The following is a 21,796-nucleotide window of genomic DNA, read 5'->3' as shown; positions in this document are numbered from 1 at the left end:
CGCCGAGGCCGGTTCGTGCCTATTCGACTGGGGTAGGGGTGTGTCCGCTCGAGGCAGGCGTTACCATGTGCCGATTCAATTTTTAGCACGATGAGGTGTCCGACGATGACCCAAGTTGTGGTGTCGCCCTGCGTCGGGCTGTGTTCGACCACGGTGGGCGATAACGTCTGCCGCGGCTGTCAGCGCCATGATCAGGAAATTCTGCGCTGGTTCTCGCTGGATGGTGAGGAGCGTGAGAGGCGGATCGGAGAACTGGACGCTCTGCGTATCGAGGTGGCCGCGAATTTCGTCGAGGTGATTGACGAAGACCTGCTGGAGCGCCAGATGCGACGCCATCGCGTGCGTTTTCGTTCGTCCCAGCCGGCGGCGTCGCGTGTGATAGAGCTGCTGCGGGTGGGGCGTGATCGTATCGGCGACCTGGCAGCCTACGGTATCGCGCTGCGCCCAGGTGTGCCGGACCAGCCTCAGCAGTTGTACGCCGCCATCAGCCAGGCCCTTCAGCAGGCCGGCGAAGAACGTCGGACACTTTATCTCGAGTCCGGGCCCGATGGGGCCCAGCAATGGAAACCGCTTTCATGAATGTCACCATCAGCCCCGACCATGACACCTCGCTGCCTGAGGAGCTTCTCGATTTCCTGCCGTGTGCGACGCCGAATGCATGGGTCGAGTGGGCGCTGGACAATGAAACCCTGTTGTTGATCGATCACGCCCAGTGCGAGAAGAAAGCGGCGTCCACGGCCATGAGTCTGATGTATCGCTACGTGGATCACGTCGACCTGCTGACCAAGATGTCGCAATTGGCTCGTGAAGAGCTTCTGCACTTCGAGCAGGTCGTGAAAATCATGCGCGCCAGGGGGATTGAGTACCGCCATCTCAGCGCATCGCGCTATGCTGAAGGACTGAGGGAACTGGTCAGGCGCGATGAGCCGGAGCGTCTGGTGGATGTGCTGATCGTCGGTGCCTTGATCGAGGCGCGCAGTTGTGAACGCTTTGCGCGACTTATTCCACATCTCGACGACGAACTTGCCAAGTTCTACCGAGGTCTGGTTAAGTCGGAAGGACGCCACTTCGAGGACTACATCACACTGGCGAGCCAGCTTTCAGACGCGCCGATAGAAGCGCGCATTGCGGTCTTCAAGGCCCGCGAAGAGCAACTTGTGACGACCCCGGACGTCGCCTTTCGATTTCACAGCGGTGTGCCGGCCTGAGGCCGATAGCACCGCCACGCAGGGACACCATCATGCGGGACGCCCAACACGATGCTTCCCAGATAACGGACCAGGACCACCTGGCACTCTTTGGGCACTTTTCCCTCAACCTGGGAGACGATGTCCTCGTTCAATTCAGCTACGACAAGGTCAAGGCGCTGCTGGTCTACCTGCTGCTGCATCAGCAGCCGGTCAACCGCGCGACCCTGGCAGAACTGCTGTGGCCCGACCAGGGGTTGTCCTCGGGTCGCACCAACCTGAGACATGCCCTTCACTGTCTGCGCCAGTCGCTGGGGGATGAGGCCGACAAGGTGTTGACGGTGTCGCGCCAGACCATCGCCTTTCAACTGCCGGCGCAATGGGGGTTCGATGTTCATGACCTGCAGCGGCTGCTGGAGGGCAGTCGTGACATCGACACCCTGGAAGAATTGCTGGGGTTGTATCGAGGCGACCTGGTGGAGGAGCTGCAGCTGCCGGCCTGTCCCGACTTCCAGCGTTGGCTGATTCAGGTGCGCAACGAGTGGCGCCAGCGGGTCATTCGCTTCGCTGAAGACGTGCTCGACCAGGAAGGCAGCATCCCCGATGCGCTGTTGCAGGAGCTGGTCAGCCGATTTTCCGGCTACGCCCCCTTTCATGAAAAGCTGGTGCGCCAACTGGCCGAGCAAGGCCAGATGGCGGCGGCGCATGAGCAGTACAACGCCTTCCTGCAGTTGCTGGCGCTGTCCGGGCAACAGCCAGACCCCAGTTTCCTGCAGTTGGCTTGCTACTGGTCCGACGGGCAGCCCGAAAACCCGTCCTTGTCACCCAAGGGCGCCTTCTCGCGGACCCTGGCGATGGACAGTCCGCCGCTCGGCGAAGAAGAGGTCGAGCACCGGCAGCTGTCGGTCATGGCGATTCGCCTGACACTGGACGGCGACATGGGCAGCCGGGCCGAGACACGGGCCTGTCTGGCATTGCAGATCGAACTGATGCGCTGGCTCGAGAAGCAGTGCCACCATCTGGGGGGCTTCTGGTTGCCCGGTGCCACGGGCGGGCTGGGGCTTGCCTGTTTCGGTACCCATGGGCCGGCGCATCAGCTGGCCGAACTGGTGGCCCTGTACGAACACTGTCGACGTCTGTTGGCGGAAGAGTCGCAGCGCCACTGGACCGGTGAAGGGAGCCTGCCCCACATGACCCTGGCGGCGGGCCTGAACAGCGGCCAGGTGGTCTATCTGCCGTCGCGCCACCTGGTGGACCCGCTGGGTCAGGTGACCCAGCGGGCACTCGACTTGATGAGCGCCGCCGAGGGCAGCGAACTCGTCATTTCTCAGGAGGCCAGCCAGCACATGCCGCCGGCGCTGGACCTGCAACCGAGGTTGTTTTCCCGGTTGGTGGCAAGCGACGGCCGAGTCCGCCTGCGTGCCCTGGTGCTGGGCACCAATGAGGGCGGCCGTGACGCGACGCCACCAAGCCTGGTGGGGCGCGAGAACGCGCTGCGCATGCTGCGCGATGCCCTGGCGCGGGCCGGTATCGGTCTGCGTCAGAGCGTGCTGGTGAAGGGGCCTTCCGGGCTTGGCAAGTCGGCACTGCTGGTGGGGTTTCGCCACCTTGAGCAGAGTCGCGACGCCACCATCTGCTGGCAGCCCAACACTCGCATGTCGGTGCAGGAATCCTATGGTGTGGCGCGCCACCTGGTGCGCTGGCACCTGGGGGGCGAGATCGACAGCGAGGGCCTGGCGGCGTTGGTCGAGCGCCTGGGGCTAAGCGAGCTGGATGACGACGATATTCGTTGGCTCGAAGAGGCCATGGGTATTCGCGAACCTCACGAAGTCTCGCTGCTGGCGCAGAGCAGCGAGGCGGTGGAAGCGGTGGTGGCGCTTCTGCATGGGCTGATTCATGAGCTGTCACAGGAACGTCCGCTGGTACTGATGATCGACGACCTGCAGTGGGTCGACGAGCCATCGTTCAAGGTGCTGGCCGGCCTCCAGGCGCGGCTGCCGATCAACTGTCCGCTGTTGTTGATCGCCAGCCATCATGGTCGTGAATCCTTGCCCACCCGACTGCACTGGGATCAGCAGATTGCGCTTGGCAGGCTCGACGCCATGCAGTCGTCGCGGCTGTTGACCCAGCTGGCTCGTCGCTATCGGCTGCATCTGTCGCCGCGCCTGCGAGGCCAGATCATCGAGCGCTGCGATGGCGTCCCGCTCTACCTGCAGGAGATCTGTCGTCGTCTCGACATGGACCGGCGGGAAGGGCGTAGCGTCCAGCTCGACGAACTGCCCCACGGCCTGCTTGGCCTGTTGACCAGTCGCATCGATCAACTGGATGGCGATCGCGAAGTGGCGCACATCGCGGCGGTGCTGGGTCGCCACTTCCGCTTCGACTTTCTGGCCGAGTGCAGTGGTTGGGAGCCGGAACGGCTGAGCCGGGCGCTGGAAGAAATGCGTCGACTCGAGATCATCGAGCCGTCCGATGGTGATGTGGGGGCGCGAGAATTTCAGTTCACCCACCAGCTGTTGCATGAGGCAGCCTATCTTTCCTGTCCGCGTGACGTGCGGGTTGACATGCATCGCCGCGTGGTTCAGTTGATCGAAGAACGTTTCCCGGTGTGGATCAGTCGTCATCCCGGTGACTTCGCCATGCACCTGCGGCGCAGTGGTCACTACGCTCGAGGCGCGCGCTACTTCGAGCTTGCCGCCCGGGAGGCGCTCAAGGTCAGTGCCAATCGCACGGCGCTGAAGATGGCCGACGCCGGCCTCGCCAGTCTGCGCCAGGTCGAGCCCCAGGCAGAGCGTGAAATCAGCCTGCTGACGGTGCGTGGTCAGGCCGCTTTCGCCCTGGAGGGGCATGGTTCGCCTACCGCCCACGAGAGCTTCGTCAAGGCACGCGAGCTGCTGGCTGAGTGCACCACCGACCTCGAGGATGAGGACGATCTCGAGCAGGCGTTCCTGGTCAAGTGGGGACTATGGGTTGGCTGCAGTCAACGCAACGCCCACGCCGACGCCTTCCTGCTGGCCTCGCGGCTGAACGATCTCGCCTTGCGTCTTGAGGACCCGCGCTACCAGCGCCTGGCCGACTATGCCGGGGCAAGCTGTGAGTACTGGGCTGGCAGAATTCGCCAGGCCTATGACCATCTGGAAGAGCTGGATCCGCTGAACAAGCCGATGATGATCGAGTGGTTGCCGTTCTCTGACCACCCGCAGGTGGCGGCTGCCTGCTTCCAGGGATGGGCGCTGTGTCTGCGTGGCGACTACCAGCGGGCGGAACGCCATGTGGAATCGGCCATCCGCCTGGCGGAAGAGATCCATCATCCCGGCAGTCTGGCGATGGCGCTGATGTACGCCTCTGCGTTGTACCGCCAGCTTGGGCATGTCCACGAGGCGGCCAATCGGGCTCAGCGAGCGTATGAGCTCACCGGCAGCTCCGATCTGCACCTATGGCAGGTCGCCTCCCGTGCGGTACTGGGATGGCAGCAGGCGTTGGCGGGGAGTCGTGAAGGCCTGCAGCAGCTTCAGGCGGCCCACGAGGAACTGGCGGAAGTGACCGGCCGGGACCCGAGTCAGCGTCCGAACCTGTGGTACGTGGACGCCTGTCTTGCCATGGGGGAGTTGGAGCAGGCCGAAGACTATCTGGATCAGTGTCTGTTGATGGCCCGAGAGCGCACGACGCTGTTTGTCCCGGAGCTTGCCACCCAGTTGGCGCTGGTACGCCACCGCCTGGGTCGCGACGCCGAAGCGGTACGGACCCTCGCCGAGCAGGCGCGTACCCAGGCGGAGCGGGACGGCAACCTTCATCAGTTGCTCGGGGCCCTGGAAGTCTGGCTGACGTGTGTCGATCCCGACGACGATGTGGTTCGAAGCGAGTTTCGCCGCCTGCTGTCCCAGGTCAGCCTAAGTGATGCGCCGGTGTTGATGCGCTGGCGAAGCCTGCTCGATCGTCGGGTATCGCAGACCACCGACGCTTGATGCGCGAGCTGCCCATTCACTGACGTCTCACCGACAGGACGACGCCCGGCCGGGTTGGGCCGGCCGGGGGTTTCTGTTTGTTTCTCCCAGGCGCCTCGCGCTGTCAGCTCTAGGGCTTGTCTGAAAAGTGCCTGCGCTCGGTAATACGGCGTTAAAAATCGGATCAAAATGCTCATTTACACCCCGTAAACTGCGCTTTCTCACCGATTTTTGCCTTGTCTAACCTTCGCTCGTCGACTTTTCGGACAGCGCCTAGGCGTCCCCAGTCTGCGTGTTCTCGCCGCCAGCGCTCCTGTGCAAGGGCCAATTTCGCACCAGGTTGTTCCGAAATCAGCACGAAATAGACGAGAAAGCGTACAAAAGTGGCAGCCGAAAGCATGACTTTCTATGGTGACTAGGAGGAAAGCAGTATCTCGGAAGGTGCATTACTTGATCGTAGCGACTATTGGCCATTGGTACAGTGTGTAACTACGTGTAACGTTAGTAGTATTCTTCGTACCAGTTTACTAGCCATTGTCTTACGCTCCGTTACGAAAAACTCGAGGTCCCCGTGCCTGCTACCATCGCTATTGTCAGCTCATTGCAAGGAAACGCCTGGGTCAAACGGCCGAATGGCGACGTCATCGCTCTGGAAGAAGGGGATCGTCTGGAGGTCGGCGATATCGTCATCACGGCGGACGGCGCCCTCGTGACGCTGCAGTTTGCGGACGGCAGGCCCGCTGTCACTCTGGTCGATGCGCAGCAGGTTTCGTTGCCCGAGGAGATGGGGCAGGGCGATGCTTCCTCGGTCGAGGTTCTGGACCAGGAGCAAGTAGCGGAGCTGTTGCGGCTGCTTGAGTCGGAGGTGCCCGATCTGCTTGAGGCGATAGAGGCGCCTGGCGTGGGGGAAAGTGGCGGTGGCGCGGAAGAGGGCTTCGATTTCGTGCGCCTGTTGCGCATCTCTGAGTCTGTTGATCCCCAGAGCTACTCCTTTGGTGGGGCGGGAGCAGTGGAGTCGCTGGAGCCGGTAGAGGGCGGTGGGACTCCCGTCGCCGACGACGAAGAAGCCTCCCTGGCGGAAGGTGGGCCCGATATTCCGCCTGTCGAAGAGGGTGAGGGCTCCGTTTCGGCCGGAGACAACAGCGTCGTTGAAGGAAGTGGTCAATCTGTCACCGGCAGCGTGACAGTGACGGCTCCTGCCGGTGTGGCGCGTGTTGCTGTCTCGGGCGTCGATGTGTCGGGCGCTTCGGCCGCCTCGCCGGTCCTGATCGATGGACAGCACGGTACCCTTGCGATCACCGGCTTCGATCCTGATACCGGGACGATCGACTACGTCTATACCGAAGACGGCCAGCCAGCCGACCACTCTGCCGGAGACGACAGCGTATTCGACCGCTTCGAGGTGGTGGTGACCGACAACCGGGGGGCGCAAGCCGGTGACAGCCTCGACGTTGCCATTGTCGATTCTGTGCCGACGGCTCTTGACGATGACGCGCTCATCGGTGAAGACAGCAGCGTGCCGCTGACCGGCAGTGTTCTTGGTAACGACGATCCTGGCGAAGATGGCCTGGCAACAGTCAACTTTTTAACGACTCAGGGTCGCTACGGCAGTCTGATCGATAACGGTGATGGTACCTGGAGCTACAGTGTTGACTCCGACAGCGCCCCGGTGCAGGCGCTCAAGGACGGTGACACGCTGTCCGAGACGTTCAGCTATACCATCACCGACGGCGATGGTGACAGCGATACCGCGACCCTGACGATCACCATCAAGGGCGACGATGATGCCCCGCCGACGGTGACCATCCCCGATGGTAACGGCCCAAGCGACGGAACTGATCCGAGTGAGGCTGGCGCCGGCGAGCATAGCGTGGTGGAAGGTAGCAAGGCCACGGTCACAGGCACCATGACCGTGGCGGCGGAGGCCGGTATCACCGACGTTAGCCTGGGCGGTGAGGATATCACCGGGGCCAGGGCGGGGGATGACACGACCCATGTGACCCTCGAGGGTGCCCATGGCAGCGTGACGGTAACCGACTTTGATGGGGCCAGTGGCCAGATCACCTACACCTACACCGAGGATGGTGAGGCCGCCGATCACCGCGGCAGTGATCCAGTGCTGGACAGCTTTGTGCTGCAAGTCACAGACAACGAGGGTGATGTGGCCAGCGACAGCCTGGACATCAACATCCTCGATACCGTGCCGTTGGCTGAAGATGACGCTGCCCGGGTCGGTGAAGACAGCAGTGCGCCGGTTTCCGGTGACCTGCTGGATAATGACCTCGCCAGGGCCGATGGACTGAGTTTCGAAGGTTTCGACGACATTTCAGCAAAATATGGCACGTTCACCGATCACGGTGATGGCACCTGGAGCTACTCCGTCAATACGGTGAATGCGGCGGTGCAGGCCCTTGATGATGGCGAGCATCTGTTAGAGACCTTCAACTACACCGTCAAGGACGCCGATGGTGATATCAGCACTGCGACCTTGACCGTGCTGATTGACGGCAGCACGGATGGCGATCCCAATGTGGTGATTCAGGACAGCGATGGTGACGTCACGGCCGGCGACAACAGCGTAGTGGAGGGCAGTGGTGAGACGGTCTCTGGCGCGATGCTGCTGACAGCCAGTGCAGGAATCGGCACTGCGACCATCGCCGGGTCGGATATTACAAAGGCTACCGCCGACAACCCCGTGGTGATCGTCACCGACCAGGGCAAGCTTGAGATCGTCGGCTTTGACAACGGTGCTGTTGATTATCGCTATACCGAGAACTCGCAAGGCGCGGATCACAGCGCCGGCGATGGCAGTGTTGTCGATCGCTTCGAGGTAGTGGTCACAGACACTGCCGGTGAAAGCCGTTCCGACAGTCTGGACATCAACATCCTCGATACCGAGCCCGAGCCCGAGGCCGTGGCGGACACCACCAGCACCGCCGAGGACACGGCGGTCAGCTACAACGTGTTGAAGAATGATGACGGCACCAGTGACACCCAGGGTGCCGACGGCGCCACCCTGACCGCCGCCAGCGTGCAGGGCGGGGCCAGTGTGGGTTCGGTGAGCTTCGCGCCCAATGGCGAGATCACCTTTACCCCGGCGGATGGCTTCGAAGGCCAGGCGGTGATCGACTACACCCTCACCGATGGCGACGGTGACACCGCGTCCTCGACCCTGACCGTGACGGTGGCGGCCGACTCCACGCCGACCATCGACCCGAGCGGCCCGGACGGCGATCCGGCAACTGACGATGGCGCCTACAGCGTGCAGGAAGCAGGGCTGGATGGCGGTGCAGGTCAGTCTCCAGGTAGCGACGCGGCCAGCAACAGCGAGACCACCAGCGGCCAGTTCCAGAGCAGCACCGGCAACGATGACCTGGCGCGCTACGAGGTGCAGAACAGCGATGGCGACTGGGTCCCGATCAACGCCGATGGCACCACGGTCGCCGGTGACTACGGTAGCCTGACGGTGAACACCGACGGCAACTGGTCGTACACCCTGACAAGCAGCGCACGTCAGGACGACAAGGACAAAACGGGTCTGGACGATAGCGTGCCCGAGACCTTCGGTGTGCGGGTAGTGGACAGCGACGGCGATACCTCCGACCCGGCTAATCTCACCATCGACATCGGTGACGATGGCCCGAGTGCGGTGGCCGACACCACCAGCACCGCCGAGGACACGGCGGTCAGCTACAACGTGCTCAACAACAGTGATGACACCAGCGACACCCAGGGTGCCGATGGCGCGACCCTGACTGCGGCCAGCGTGCAGGGCGGGGCCAGTGTGGGTTCGGTGAGCTTCGCGCCCAATGGCGAGATCACCTTTACCCCGGCGGATGGCTTCGAAGGCAAGGCGGTGATCGACTACACCCTTACCGATGGCGACGGTGACACCGCGTCCTCGACGCTGACCGTGACGGTGGCGGCGGACTCCACACCGACCATCGACCCGAGCGGCCCGGACGGTGATCCGGCGACTGACGATGGCGCCTACAGCGTGCAGGAAGCGGGGCTGGACGGCGGAACGAATCAGCCTGCCGGCAGTAACGCCGCCAGCAACAGCGAAACCACCAGCGGCCAGTTCAAGAGCAGCACCGGCAACGATGACCTGTCGCGCTACGAGGTGCAGAACAGCGACGGCGACTGGGTCGAGATCAACGCCAATGGCACCACGGTCACCGGCGACTACGGCACCCTGACGGTGAACACCGACGGTAGCTGGTCGTACACCTTGACCGACAACGTCACCCACAGCGGCACCAATCAGACCGGCCTGGACGATAGCGTGCCCGAGACCTTCGGTGTGCGGGTGGTAGACAGCGACGGTGATACCTCCGCCCCGGCCAATCTCACTATCGCCATCGGTGACGATGGCCCGAGTGCGGTGGCCGACACCACCAGCACCGCCGAGGACACGGCGGTCAGCTACAACGTGCTCAACAACAGTGATGACACCAGCGACACCCAGGGTGCCGATGGCGCGACCCTGACCGCCGCCCGCGTGCAGGGCGGCGATAGCGTCGGTCGTGTAACCTTCACCAGCGACGGCAACGTCACCTTTACCCCGGCGGCGGGCTTCGAAGGCCAGGCGGTGATCGACTACACCCTCACCGACGGTGACGGTGACACCGCGTCCTCGACGCTGACCGTGACGGTGGCGGCCGACTCCACGCCGACCATCGACCCGAGTGGCCCGGATGGTGATCCGGCGACTGACGATGGCGCCTACAGCGTGCAGGAAGCAGGGCTGGATGGCGGTGCAGGTCAGTCTCCGGGCAGTAACGCGGCCAGCAACAGCGAAACCACCGACGGCCAGTTCAAGAGCAGCACCGGCAACGATGACCTGGCCCGCTACGAGGTGCAGAACAGCGACGGCGACTGGGTCGAGATCAACGCCAATGGCACCACGGTCACCGGCGATTACGGCACCCTGACGGTGAACACCGACGGCAACTGGTCGTACACCCTGACAAGCAGCGCGAGTCAGGACGACAAGGGCAAAACGGGGCTGGACGATAGCGTGCCCGAGACCTTCGGTGTGCGGGGGGTGGACAGCGACGGTGATACCTCCGACCCGGCCAATCTCACTATCGCCATCGGTGACGATGGCCCGAGTGCGGTGGCCGACACCACCAGCACCGCCGAGGACACGGCGGTCAGCTACAACGTGCTGAATAATGATGACGGCACCAGCGACACCCAGGGCGCCGATGGCGCCACCCTGACCACCGGCACTCTGCGCAATCCGAGCCAGGGCAGCGTGAGCTTCACCAGCGACGGCAACGTCACCTTTACCCCGGCGGCGGGCTTTGAAGGCCAGGCGGTGATCGACTACACCCTCACCGACGGCGACGGTGATACCGCGTCCTCGACCCTGACCGTGACGGTGGCGGCCGACTCCACGCCGACCATCGACCCGAGTGGCCCGGATGGTGATCCGGCGACCGCCGATGGCGCCTACAGCGTGCAGGAAGCAGGGCTGGATGGCGGTGCAGGTCAGTCTCCAGGTAGCGACGCGGCCAGCAACAGCGAGACCACCAACGGCCAGTTCAAGAGCAGCACCGGCAACGATGACCTGGCCCGCTATGAGGTGCAGAACAGCGACGGCGACTGGGTCGAGATCAACGCCGATGGCACCACGGTCGCCGGTGATTACGGCAGCCTGACGGTGAACACCGACGGTAGCTGGTCGTACACCTTGACCGACAACGTCACCCACAGCGGCACCAATCAGACCGGCCTGGACGATAGCCTGGCCGAGACCTTCGGTGTGCGGGTGGTAGACAGCGACGGCGATACCTCCGACCCGGCTAATCTCACCATCGACATCGGTGACGATGGCCCGAGTGCGGTGGCCGACACCACCAGCACCGCCGAGGACACGGCGGTCAGCTACAACGTGCTCAACAACAGTGATGACACCAGCGACACCCAGGGTGCCGATGGCGCGACCCTGACTGCGGCCAGCGTGCAGGGCGGCGATAGCGTCGGTCGTGTAACCTTCACCAGCGACGGCAACGTCACCTTTACCCCGGCGGCGGGCTTCGAAGGCCAGGCGGTGATCGACTACACCCTCACCGATGGCGACGGTGATACCGCGTCCTCGACCCTGACCGTGACGGTGGCGGCCGACTCCACGCCGACCATCGACCCGAGCGGCCCGGACGGCGATCCGGCGACCGCCGATGGCGCCTACAGCGTGCAGGAAGCGGGGCTGGACGGCGGAACGAATCAGCCTGCCGGCAGTAACGCCGCCAGCAACAGCGAGAGCACCAGCGGCCAGTTCCAGAGCAGCACCGGCAACGATGACCTGGCCCGCTATGAGGTGCAGAACAGCGATGGCGACTGGGTCGAGATCAACGCCAACGGCACCACGGTCACCGGTGATTACGGCACCCTGACGGTGAACACCGACGGCAGCTGGTCGTACACCCTGACAAGCAGCGCACGTCAGGACGACAAGGACAAAACGGGTCTGGACGATAGCGTGCCCGAGACCTTCGGTGTGCGGGTGGTAGACAGCGACGGTGATACCTCCGCCCCGGCCAATCTCACTATCGCCATCGGTGACGATGGCCCGAGTGCGGTGGCCGACACTACCAGCACCGCCGAGGACACGGCGGTCAGCTACAACGTGCTGAATAATGATGACGGCACCAGCGACACCCAGGGTGCCGACGGCGCCTCCCTGACCACCGCCACTCTGCGCAATCCGAGCCAGGGCAGCGTGAGCTTCACCAGCGACGGCAACGTCACCTTTACCCCGGCGGCGGGCTTTGAAGGCCAGGCGGTGATCGACTACACCTTCACCGACGGCGACGGTGATACTGCGTCCTCGACCCTGACCGTGACGGTGGCGGCCGACTCCACGCCGACCATCGACCCGAGCGGCCCGGACGGTGATCCGGCGACCGCCGATGGCGCCTACAGCGTGCAGGAAGCAGGGCTGGACGGCGGAACGAATCAGCCTGCCGGCAGTAACGCCGCCAGCAACAGCGAGAGCACCAGCGGCCAGTTCCAGAGCAGCACCGGCAACGATGACCTGGCCCGCTATGAGGTGCAGAACAGCGACGGCGACTGGGTCCCGATCAATGCCGATGGCACCACGGTCGCCGGTGATTACGGCACCCTGACGGTGAACACCGACGGCAGCTGGTCGTACACCCTGACAAGCAGCGCACGTCAGGACGACAAGGACAAAACGGGTCTGGACGATAGCGTGCCCGAGACCTTCGGTGTGCGGGTGGTAGACAGCGACGGCGATACCTCCGACCCGGCCAATCTCACCATCGACATCGGTGACGATGGCCCGAGTGCGGTGGCCGACACCACCAGCACCGCCGAGGACACGGCGGTCAGCTACAACGTGCTCAACAACAGTGATGACACCAGCGACACCCAGGGTGCCGATGGCGCGACCCTGACCGCCGCCCGCGTGCAGGGCGGGGCCAGTGTGGGTTCGGTGAGCTTCGCGCCCAATGGCGAGATCACCTTTACCCCGGCGGATGGCTTCGAAGGCAAGGCGGTGATCGACTACACCCTTACCGATGGCGACGGTGACACCGCGTCCTCGACGCTGACCGTGACGGTGGCGGCGGACTCCACACCGACCATCGACCCGAGCGGCCCGGACGGTGATCCGGCGACTGACGATGGCGCCTACAGCGTGCAGGAAGCGGGGCTGGACGGCGGAACGAATCAGCCTGCCGGCAGTAACGCCGCCAGCAACAGCGAAACCACCAGCGGCCAGTTCAAGAGCAGCACCGGCAACGATGACCTGTCGCGCTACGAGGTGCAGAACAGCGACGGCGACTGGGTCGAGATCAACGCCAATGGCACCACGGTCACCGGCGACTACGGCACCCTGACGGTGAACACCGACGGTAGCTGGTCGTACACCTTGACCGACAACGTCACCCACAGCGGCACCAATCAGACCGGCCTGGACGATAGCGTGCCCGAGACCTTCGGTGTGCGGGTGGTAGACAGCGACGGTGATACCTCCGCCCCGGCCAATCTCACTATCGCCATCGGTGACGATGGCCCGAGTGCCGTGGCCGACACTACCAGCACCGCCGAGGACACGGCGGTCAGCTACAACGTGCTGAATAATGATGACGGCACCAGCGACACCCAGGGCGCCGATGGCGCGACCCTGACTGCGGCCAGCGTGCAGGGCGGCGATAGCGTCGGTCGTGTAACCTTCACCAGCGACGGCAACGTCACCTTTACCCCGGCGGCGGGCTTCGAAGGCCAGGCGGTGATCGACTACACCCTCACCGATGGCGACGGTGATACCGCGTCCTCGACCCTGACCGTGACGGTGGCGGCCGACTCCACGCCGACCATCGACCCGAGCGGCCCGGACGGCGATCCGGCGACCGCCGATGGCGCCTACAGCGTGCAGGAAGCGGGGCTGGACGGCGGAACGAATCAGCCTGCCGGCAGTAACGCCGCCAGCAACAGCGAGAGCACCAGCGGCCAGTTCCAGAGCAGCACCGGCAACGATGACCTGGCCCGCTATGAGGTGCAGAACAGCGATGGCGACTGGGTCGAGATCAACGCCAACGGCACCACGGTCACCGGTGATTACGGCACCCTGACGGTGAACACCGACGGCAGCTGGTCGTACACCCTGACAAGCAGCGCACGTCAGGACGACAAGGACAAAACGGGTCTGGACGATAGCGTGCCCGAGACCTTCGGTGTGCGGGTGGTAGACAGCGACGGCGATACCTCCGACCCGGCCAATCTCACCATCGACATCGGTGACGATGGCCCGAGTGCGGTGGCCGACACCACCAGCACCGCCGAGGACACGGCGGTCAGCTACAACGTGCTGAAGAATGATGACGGCACCAGCGACACCCAGGGTGCCGACGGCGCCTCCCTGACCACCGCCACTCTGCGCAATCCGAGCCAGGGCAGCGTGAGCTTCACCAGCGACGGCAGCGTCACCTTTACCCCGGCGGCGGGCTTCGAAGGCCAGGCGGTGATCGACTACACCCTCACCGACGGTGACGGTGATACCGCGTCCTCGACCCTGACCGTGACGGTGGCGGCCGACTCCACGCCGACCATCGACCCGAGCGGCCCGGACGGCGATCCGGCGACCGCCGATGGCGCCTACAGCGTGCAGGAAGCGGGGCTGGACGGCGGAACGAATCAGCCTGCCGGCAGTAACGCCGCCAGCAACAGCGAGAGCACCAGCGGCCAGTTCCAGAGCAGCACCGGCAACGATGACCTGGCCCGCTATGAGGTGCAGAACAGCGATGGCGACTGGGTCGAGATCAACGCCAACGGCACCACGGTCACCGGTGATTACGGCACCCTGACGGTGAACACCGACGGCAGCTGGTCGTACACCCTGACAAGCAGCGCGAGTCAGGACGACAAGGACAAAACGGGTCTGGACGATAGCGTGCCCGAGACCTTCGGTGTGCGGGTAGTGGACAGCGATGGCGATACCTCCGCTGATGGCACCCTGAGCATCGCCATCGGTGACGATGGCCCGAGTGCGGTGGCCGACACCACCAGCACCGCCGAGGACACGGCGGTCAGCTACAACGTTCTGAAGAATGACGACGGCACCAGCGACACCCAGGGCGCCGATGGCGCGACCCTGACCGCGGCCAGGGTGCAGGGCGGCGATGGCGTCGGTCGTGTAACCTTCACCAGCGACGGCAACGTCACCTTTACCCCGGCGGCGGGCTTCGAAGGCCAGGCGGTGATCGACTACACCCTCACCGACGGTGACGGTGACACCGCGTCCTCGACGCTGACCGTGACGGTGGCGGCCGACTCCACGCCGACCATCGACCCGAGTGGCCCGGATGGTGATCCGGCGACTGACGATGGCGCCTACAGCGTGCAGGAAGCAGGGCTGGATGGCGGTGCAGGTCAGTCTCCAGGTAGCGACGCGGCCAGCAACAGCGAGAGCACCAGCGGCCAGTTCAAGAGCAGCACCGGCAACGATGACCTGGACCGCTATGAGGTAAAGAACAGCGACGGCGACTGGGTCCCGATCAATGCCGATGGCACCACGGTCGCCGGCGATTACGGCACCCTGACGGTGAACACCGACGGCAACTGGTCGTACACCCTGACAAGCAGCGCACGTCAGGACGACAAGGACAAAACGGGTCTGGACGATAGCCTGGCCGAGACCTTCGGTGTGCGGGTGGTAGACAGCGACGGCGATACCTCCGACCCGGCCAATCTCACCATCGACATCGGTGACGATGGCCCGAGTGCCGTGGCCGACACCACCAGCACCGCCGAGGACACGGCGGTCAGCTACAACGTGCTGAAGAATGATGACGGCACCAGCGACACCCAGGGCGCCGACGGCGCCACCCTGACCACCGTCACTCTGCGCAATCCGAGCCAGGGCAGCGTGAGCTTCACCAGCGATGGCAACGTCACCTTTACCCCGGCGGCGGGCTTCGAAGGCCAGGCGGTGATCGACTACACCCTCACCGACGGTGACGGTGACACCGCGTCCTCGACCCTGACCGTGACGGTGGCGGCAGACTCCACGCCGACCACACCGTCGACCGACACCGATCCGACCACCGAGAGCCCCGTGGCGACCGTCGATGAAGATGGTTTGTCCGGTGGCAACAAGGGCGGCACTGGCGATGTGGGCGGACAGTTCACCGTCGCCACCGGAAATCTGGGTTATCGCTTTGGCGACGATGGTGCGGCCAGCAGCAAGGCTTTCCAATGGAATCTGAAGGATCTGCCCGACCTCTATACAGCAGATGGACGTAAGGTGGAGTTCGCACTAGTCGACGGTGGACATACCGTGGCCGGCAGCGTAGCCGGCGCCAGCGGCGCCGAGCCAGTCATCACCATCAAGCTGACCGATCAGGCCACAGGAGGTTATGAGGTAACCCTGCACCAGGCGATTGAGCACGCCGAAGGCAAGGACGAAAATGACCTGTCGTTCAATGTCGGCTACACCGTGACGGATGCCGATGGTAGCCAGGCTGACGGCAAGTTGTCGGTGGTGATCGATGACGATACGCCTCAGGCATTCGAGGCTCAGCATGGTGTTCTCACTAGCGGCATGCTGGGTGACGTCAATTTTTCCGATACCGCAGGGGCTGATGGGGCCGACTCTGTAGTATTCACTTCTTCCATTGATGGAACGGAAGTGGCAAGCCTGAATGGCGGGAGGGTAGTCACTTCCAATGGTGACAGCCTCACCTATGAACTCAGCAGCGATGGCAAGACGCTGGAAGCGAAGTCTGCTGGTGGTGACGTGGCGTTTGAAGTTGGCCTGACAGCAGATGGAGCTCGCTATGAGGTCACTGTCCACGATAGTGGAATCAAGGCCATAGTTAGCACCTCCCTGTCGGTTGCTGATGATGGCAACAAACTCACTCCTCAGGGGAATGGACACAGCTTTATCAGCTTCGACGGCGAAGCCGGCGCCCCCGATGTCCTCGTATCTAACTGGACGTTTCGGACTGGCGCCGGTGCTGAGGGTGAGGCAGGCTCAATTGTTGTAGATCAGGGCCGCCTGGGCCAAGGCAGCAATGCGACGACTGGTGATGGGGAAGTTATCCGATTCGATTTTGTCGACAACCTGGCAGTGTCGGGTAGCGAGGCGAGTTGGGATAATCATCGTGGTGCCACGCATTTCGAACAGACGATTTATCGGGGTGACACCAATACCGGCGGACCCAAGCTTCAGCTTTCAGCCTTTTCATTGGCGCCGGATGAGGATAGCACCAGCGGAAACCCCTATGAACTGAACAGAGAAGAGAAACTTGCACTCCAGGCTGGCGATGTGCGTTTCTTCAATGCTTCGGGCACCGATGTCACTTCTCTAGTGACGATTGCCGAGAACGCGGACGGTTCGCTATCGATTAGCGAAATTCCTGACGGTGCCAGGCTGACGCTGACCTCTGATGAGGCTTTCGAGGCCTTGGAGTTTGAGGGACTGGGTGACAAATACCAGTTCACGCAGGGTGACGATTTTGCCTTCACTTGGCTGGATCAAGGCCTGACGTTGCCATTAGAAGGTACGGATGGTGACGGTGACAAGGCCGAAGGCAGCCTTGAGCTTACTCTGCCGGGCAGGGTTCAGTTGGCCGGACTCGACCCTTTCGCTTCCGAACTGGTCGTCAGCGAGGCCAACCTGGCCGATGGTAGTCAGCGCAATAGCAGCGAACTGACACGCGCCGGCAGCTTCGACATCGGTACGCCGGATGGACTCGAGACGTTTAGCATCGGCGGTCGAAGCCTGGCGCTTGCCGACCTGCAAGCCTTGTCCGGCGATCCCGTCGCCCTGGATACCCCTTACGGCACTCTGACCTTGACGGGATACAGCGGTGATGCGAGCGGAGGTACGCTCAGCTACGAGTATCTGCTGGAGCGTAAGGTCGACAACGACAGTCAGAGCGGGGCCACGGATACGGAATTCGCGGATACCTTCGCTGTTGAGGTGGTTGATGTCCGGGGCAATACGGCGTCTGGCGAATTGGATGTCGCCATCATCGATGATACCCCGTCTGATTTTGTGGCAGACACCGGGCTCCTGGTGACGGGCTCCAGCGGCCATATCAACCTCGAAGAGGCCGGCGCGGATGGTCTTCGTGATATCGGCTTCGACGCCTCGCTCGATGGCCAGCGAGTGTTTGACCAGGACGGTAACGCGCTTTTCCTGGTGACTCAGCCGCTATTCTGGAAGTTGAGTGCCGACGGCTCGACCATGCAAGCCGTCGCTGGCGACACAGTGGCCTTTGAAGTGGGCCTGTCCGACGATGGCTCACAGTACGATGTGACCAGCTTCGAGCGTATCAATACAGGATGGACTCGTTCAGACTTCAAGACGAACGAGACGACAGCCCTGGGTGGCTCGCATCGCGTCTACAGGACTGCGGATGATGATGAGGCCGATGTATTGATCACCGGCTTCGATACAAGCTTGAATCGGCATGTTGCTGTAGAAGCTCAGAATCCGGGCTATGCCAACCGGTTGTACGTTCGCAGCAACGCCGAGTCTCCCCAGAGCACAGGCAACAATGAACTCATTCGCTTTGATTTCGTCGATTCCGCCAGCCTTAGAAGCGGTGAAGGCCTGTCCTGGGGAGACCATCAGGCGGTCTACGCCTTCAGCTTTGGTGCCAATCCGGGAGGGGCGGCCAGCCAGCAGTACTCCACCGTAATTCTGGAGGCGATCGCCTATGCCGATGATGACGGCGGTTCGGGGTCTCCTTACCGACAGTCCGGCGATGTTCTCCGGTTGACGGCTGACGATGTCCGGGTGGGCCCTCCAGGGAGCCAGCCTGCTTCTGTCAGTATCCAGGAGCTGGCCGATGGCAGGATTAAGGTCAGCGGTATTTCCTCGGGTGACTTCGTGCACCTGAATACCAGTGGCAGTGCGCCCTTCGAGGCGGTCAATCTTTATGGTGACACTGACGCCAACAGCTTTTACCTGACGGGTGCCCAGTACAACTCGTTGCCTGAGGCCGGCAGCATCGACATCGCCCTGAGTGCGACCGACAACGACGGGGATGCCGCCAGCGGCACGCTGACGCTGGAAAACAGGGAGGCAGCGATCCCGTCCACGCCGGAAAGTGATGGCGATCCGAGCACCCTGAACCCGACGGCCACCCTCGACGAGGATGGCCTGACCGGTGGCAACGCTGGCGGCAGCGGCGATGTGGCGGGTGAGGACACGGTCACGACCGGTACACTGGACTACAGCTTTGGCGGCGATGGCGCTGCGGCGAGCGGGGCCTTTTCCTGGAACGTCGCGAGCCTGCCGGGCGATCTGAAGACGGTAGATGGTCGAGCGGTAAGCTTCCAGTTGAGCAGCGATGGCCACACCCTGACCGGCACAGCGAGCGATGGCAGTGGCGGCAGCGAAGACGTGGTTACCATCGCCTTGACCGATCAGAGCAGTGGAGCCTATCGGGTGACGCTGCACCAGGCGCTGGCTCATGCGGCCGGCAACGACGAAAACGATCTGCTGTTCGATGCCACCTATACCATCGTCGACGCCGATGGCAGCCAGGCCGATGGTGCCCTGTCAGTGGTCATCGATGACGATACCCCGGTGGCCGCGAGCGACACCAACGCCATCATCGAGAACATGGCGCCGGTCTCCGGCAACGTAATCGGTGGTGCGGGGGCGTCCAGCGGTGATCAGGCCGATGCCCCCGGTGCTGACGGGGCCAGCGTCACCGCTGTCAGCCAGGGTTCTACTACGGTGTCTTCGTTGAATGCCGACGGCAAGCTGGTGATTCAGGGGCAGTACGGCACCCTGACCCTCGACGCCCAGGGCGGCTATAGCTACGCGCTGGATAGTGACAATGCCGAGGTCGCGGCGCTCGACAAGGGGCAGACCGTCGATGAGCGCTTTACCTATACGCTGACCGATGAGGACGGCGATGCCAGTGATACCAGCCTGACCATCACCGTTACCGCCACCGACGATGATGCCCTGGTGGTTGGAACCAACAGCGACAACAGCGTTCAGGGAGGGGGTGGCAATGACGTCCTGATCGGCGACACCGGCGGCAAGTACACCGTGGTGGAGCCGGCGCAGAACTATAATCTGTCCTTTATTCTGGATACGTCGGGCAGCATGGCGTTTAAGCTTGGCGATACCGGCAAGACGCGGCTTGAGGTGGCGGTAGAGGCGCTCAAGGCCAAGCTTGATGAGCTCGCGACATTTGAGGGCATCATTAATGTACAACTTGTCGGTTTTGCCCAAGGCGCGAAGTCGGAGCCGTTCTTGAACTTGTCACAGGACAATGTCCAGGATGCCAAGGACTTTCTGGATTCTTTAGTGGCGAAAGATGGCACCAACTACCAAGAGGCCTTTAACGTCGCCAGCGACTGGATGACGGAAACCAGCTCCAATGGCTACAACAATGTGGCTTACTTCCTGAGTGACGGTAGCCCGACACTTCATAACACCACTGCGGGCACTGGTGTGACCGCTTCGCCTAACGATTCCACTGCGCTGGACGTCTCGCAGGCTGTCAAGGCGTACGAGACACTTGCCCAGATTAGTCAAGTGGAAGCCATTGGTATCGGCAACGATGTCAATCGCGAGATACTCAAGGTGGTTGATAATACCGCTGACGGTGGCTTGACAATGGTGCCGTTGCCCTATGCGTCAGGTGAGACGCAATCGGTCGATTATCCAGCAACCTTCGATGCCGGTGACACGGGCAGCCTGGGACAAGTGGAGAACTGGCACCAGACAGGTGGCAGCGGGTCGGTCAGCGTCGTGAGAAATGGCAGCAGGACGTATCTACGTATTGCTGACAGCGGCACCAATGATGGAGCTACCACGGTGGTCAGCGACAGCATCACAATGTCTGAGCCGGCCAACGCTAATGACTTCTTTACTCTTTCCTTTAGTTACCAGACAAGTGCCAGAGAAAGTTCCAACGGAATTGTTCGGGACCACTTTGTCTGGCGAGTGGAAAAGCTGAACGATGATGGAACCTGGGAAGTCGTGTCAAACAATTTAGAGAATGCGGTAGGTGCCACCACCACTACCCAGATCATGGCCAATAGTCTGAAAGGGGGGACGTACAGGCTCGCTTTCGATGTGGATAACGGTACCGGTTCGTCCGACTTCGTATTAGCGGTGGGAGGCGTTTCACGCAGTCTCGAGCGCTACACCGATGACGAGCTGGTGCCAGCCGGTGAAGATTTTATCGTCAATTCCGCCGAGGAGTTCGAGACCGCACTCGATGGTGGCTCGTCTTCCGATGTGCCGCAGGAGGTTGGAAACGACCATCTGGTCGGGGGTGCGGGGGACGATATCCTGTTCGGCGATCAGATCGAACCCGCAGGCGTCGGTGGTGAGGCCGGTAGTGGCTATGACGGTCTGGTCGACTATCTGACCCGCCAGAACGGTGCGGAGCCGACCCAGGAAGAGACGCTCGACTTCATCAAGGCCAATTACGACAAGCTGATCGATACGACCCGTACCGATGGCGGTCAGGACCGTCTGGAAGGCGGGCAGGGAGACGATCAACTGTTTGCCAGTGCCAACGATGACATCTTGATCGGCGGTGCCGGTAACGACTTCCTGCTGGGTGGACTGGGGTCCGATACCTTCGAATGGAATCTGGGAGACGCCGGCAGTGCCACCGACCCGGCCCTCGACGTGGTCAGCGATTTCCACGTCAAGGACCCGGCCCTGAGCATGGACCCGGAGGCAGACAAGCTGTCACTGGGGGATCTGCTCAACGACTTTGACTCCTCGAGCACCGACCCTGACCAGTCGGCGCTGGATAGCTTTGTCTTTGCCCAGGAGGAAGACGGAGACACCGTGCTCTACATCAAGAGCGATGGCGGGCTCGATGATCAGCATGGCAACGCCGATCAGAAGATCACCCTGAGCGGTGTCAGCATGGACGGTCAGTCGTCGGAAGCCTTTCTGACGATGCTGCGTAATAACGGCCAGCTCGACGTGGAGTAGACCTGGGTCGTCATGACCAGGGTTGTCATGAAGGTCGTTATAAGGAAGACCGGGCCACCTTTGGGTGGCCCGGTCTTTTCTAGTTGGTGGATCACTGATGAGGATGCAGTGGAGAGGGCGTCAGCAGGGAGCGCGGTAATGAGGGTTGCCTGAACATAGACAACCGGTGCAGAAGACACTGAGCGACGGCTACTCGGAATAAGTCA

Annotated in this window: 4 protein-coding genes; all 4 read left to right on the top strand. The window is 62.6% G+C overall.

Features of this window, described 5'->3' with window-relative positions; translation table 11 throughout:
* Positions 1-105: 105 nt before the first annotated feature.
* The 4 genes from NFI08_RS18610 to NFI08_RS18595 all read left to right on the top strand — a co-directional run bounded on the left by NFI08_RS18610 (position 106) and on the right by NFI08_RS18595 (position 21,590).
* Positions 106-579, top strand: a complete 474-nt coding sequence (locus NFI08_RS18610; protein ID WP_349591210.1) for a DUF1289 domain-containing protein — start codon at positions 106-108, stop codon at positions 577-579.
* Positions 576-1,208, top strand: coding sequence for a MiaE family protein (locus NFI08_RS18605; protein ID WP_045994931.1), 633 nt, complete (start codon positions 576-578; stop codon positions 1,206-1,208). Before NFI08_RS18610 ends, NFI08_RS18605 begins: the two co-directional genes overlap by 4 nt.
* A 32-nt stretch (positions 1,209-1,240) precedes the next feature.
* Positions 1,241-5,152, top strand: a complete 3,912-nt coding sequence (locus NFI08_RS18600; protein ID WP_349591209.1) for an ATP-binding protein — start codon at positions 1,241-1,243, stop codon at positions 5,150-5,152.
* Between the two features lie 550 nt (positions 5,153-5,702).
* Positions 5,703-21,590 (top strand): cadherin-like domain-containing protein, encoded by a 15,888-nt coding sequence (locus NFI08_RS18595; protein ID WP_349591208.1) that lies wholly within the window; start codon positions 5,703-5,705, stop codon positions 21,588-21,590.
* The last annotated feature ends 206 nt before the right edge of the window (positions 21,591-21,796 follow it).

Origin of the sequence: Halomonas sp. EF61, assembly GCF_040147045.1 — a bacterium.
GTDB classification, from domain to species: Bacteria; Pseudomonadota; Gammaproteobacteria; order Pseudomonadales; family Halomonadaceae; genus Halomonas; species Halomonas litopenaei.
This window is presented reverse-complemented; position numbering and strand designations above follow the sequence as displayed.

Coding starts and splice junctions, on each gene's coding strand:
- NFI08_RS18610 (WP_349591210.1), top strand. CDS start 106: ATGACCCAAGTTGTGGTGTCGCCCTGCGTCGGGCTGTGTTCGACCACG.
- NFI08_RS18600 (WP_349591209.1), top strand. CDS start 1,241: ATGCGGGACGCCCAACACGATGCTTCCCAGATAACGGACCAGGACCAC.
- NFI08_RS18605 (WP_045994931.1), top strand. CDS start 576: ATGAATGTCACCATCAGCCCCGACCATGACACCTCGCTGCCTGAGGAG.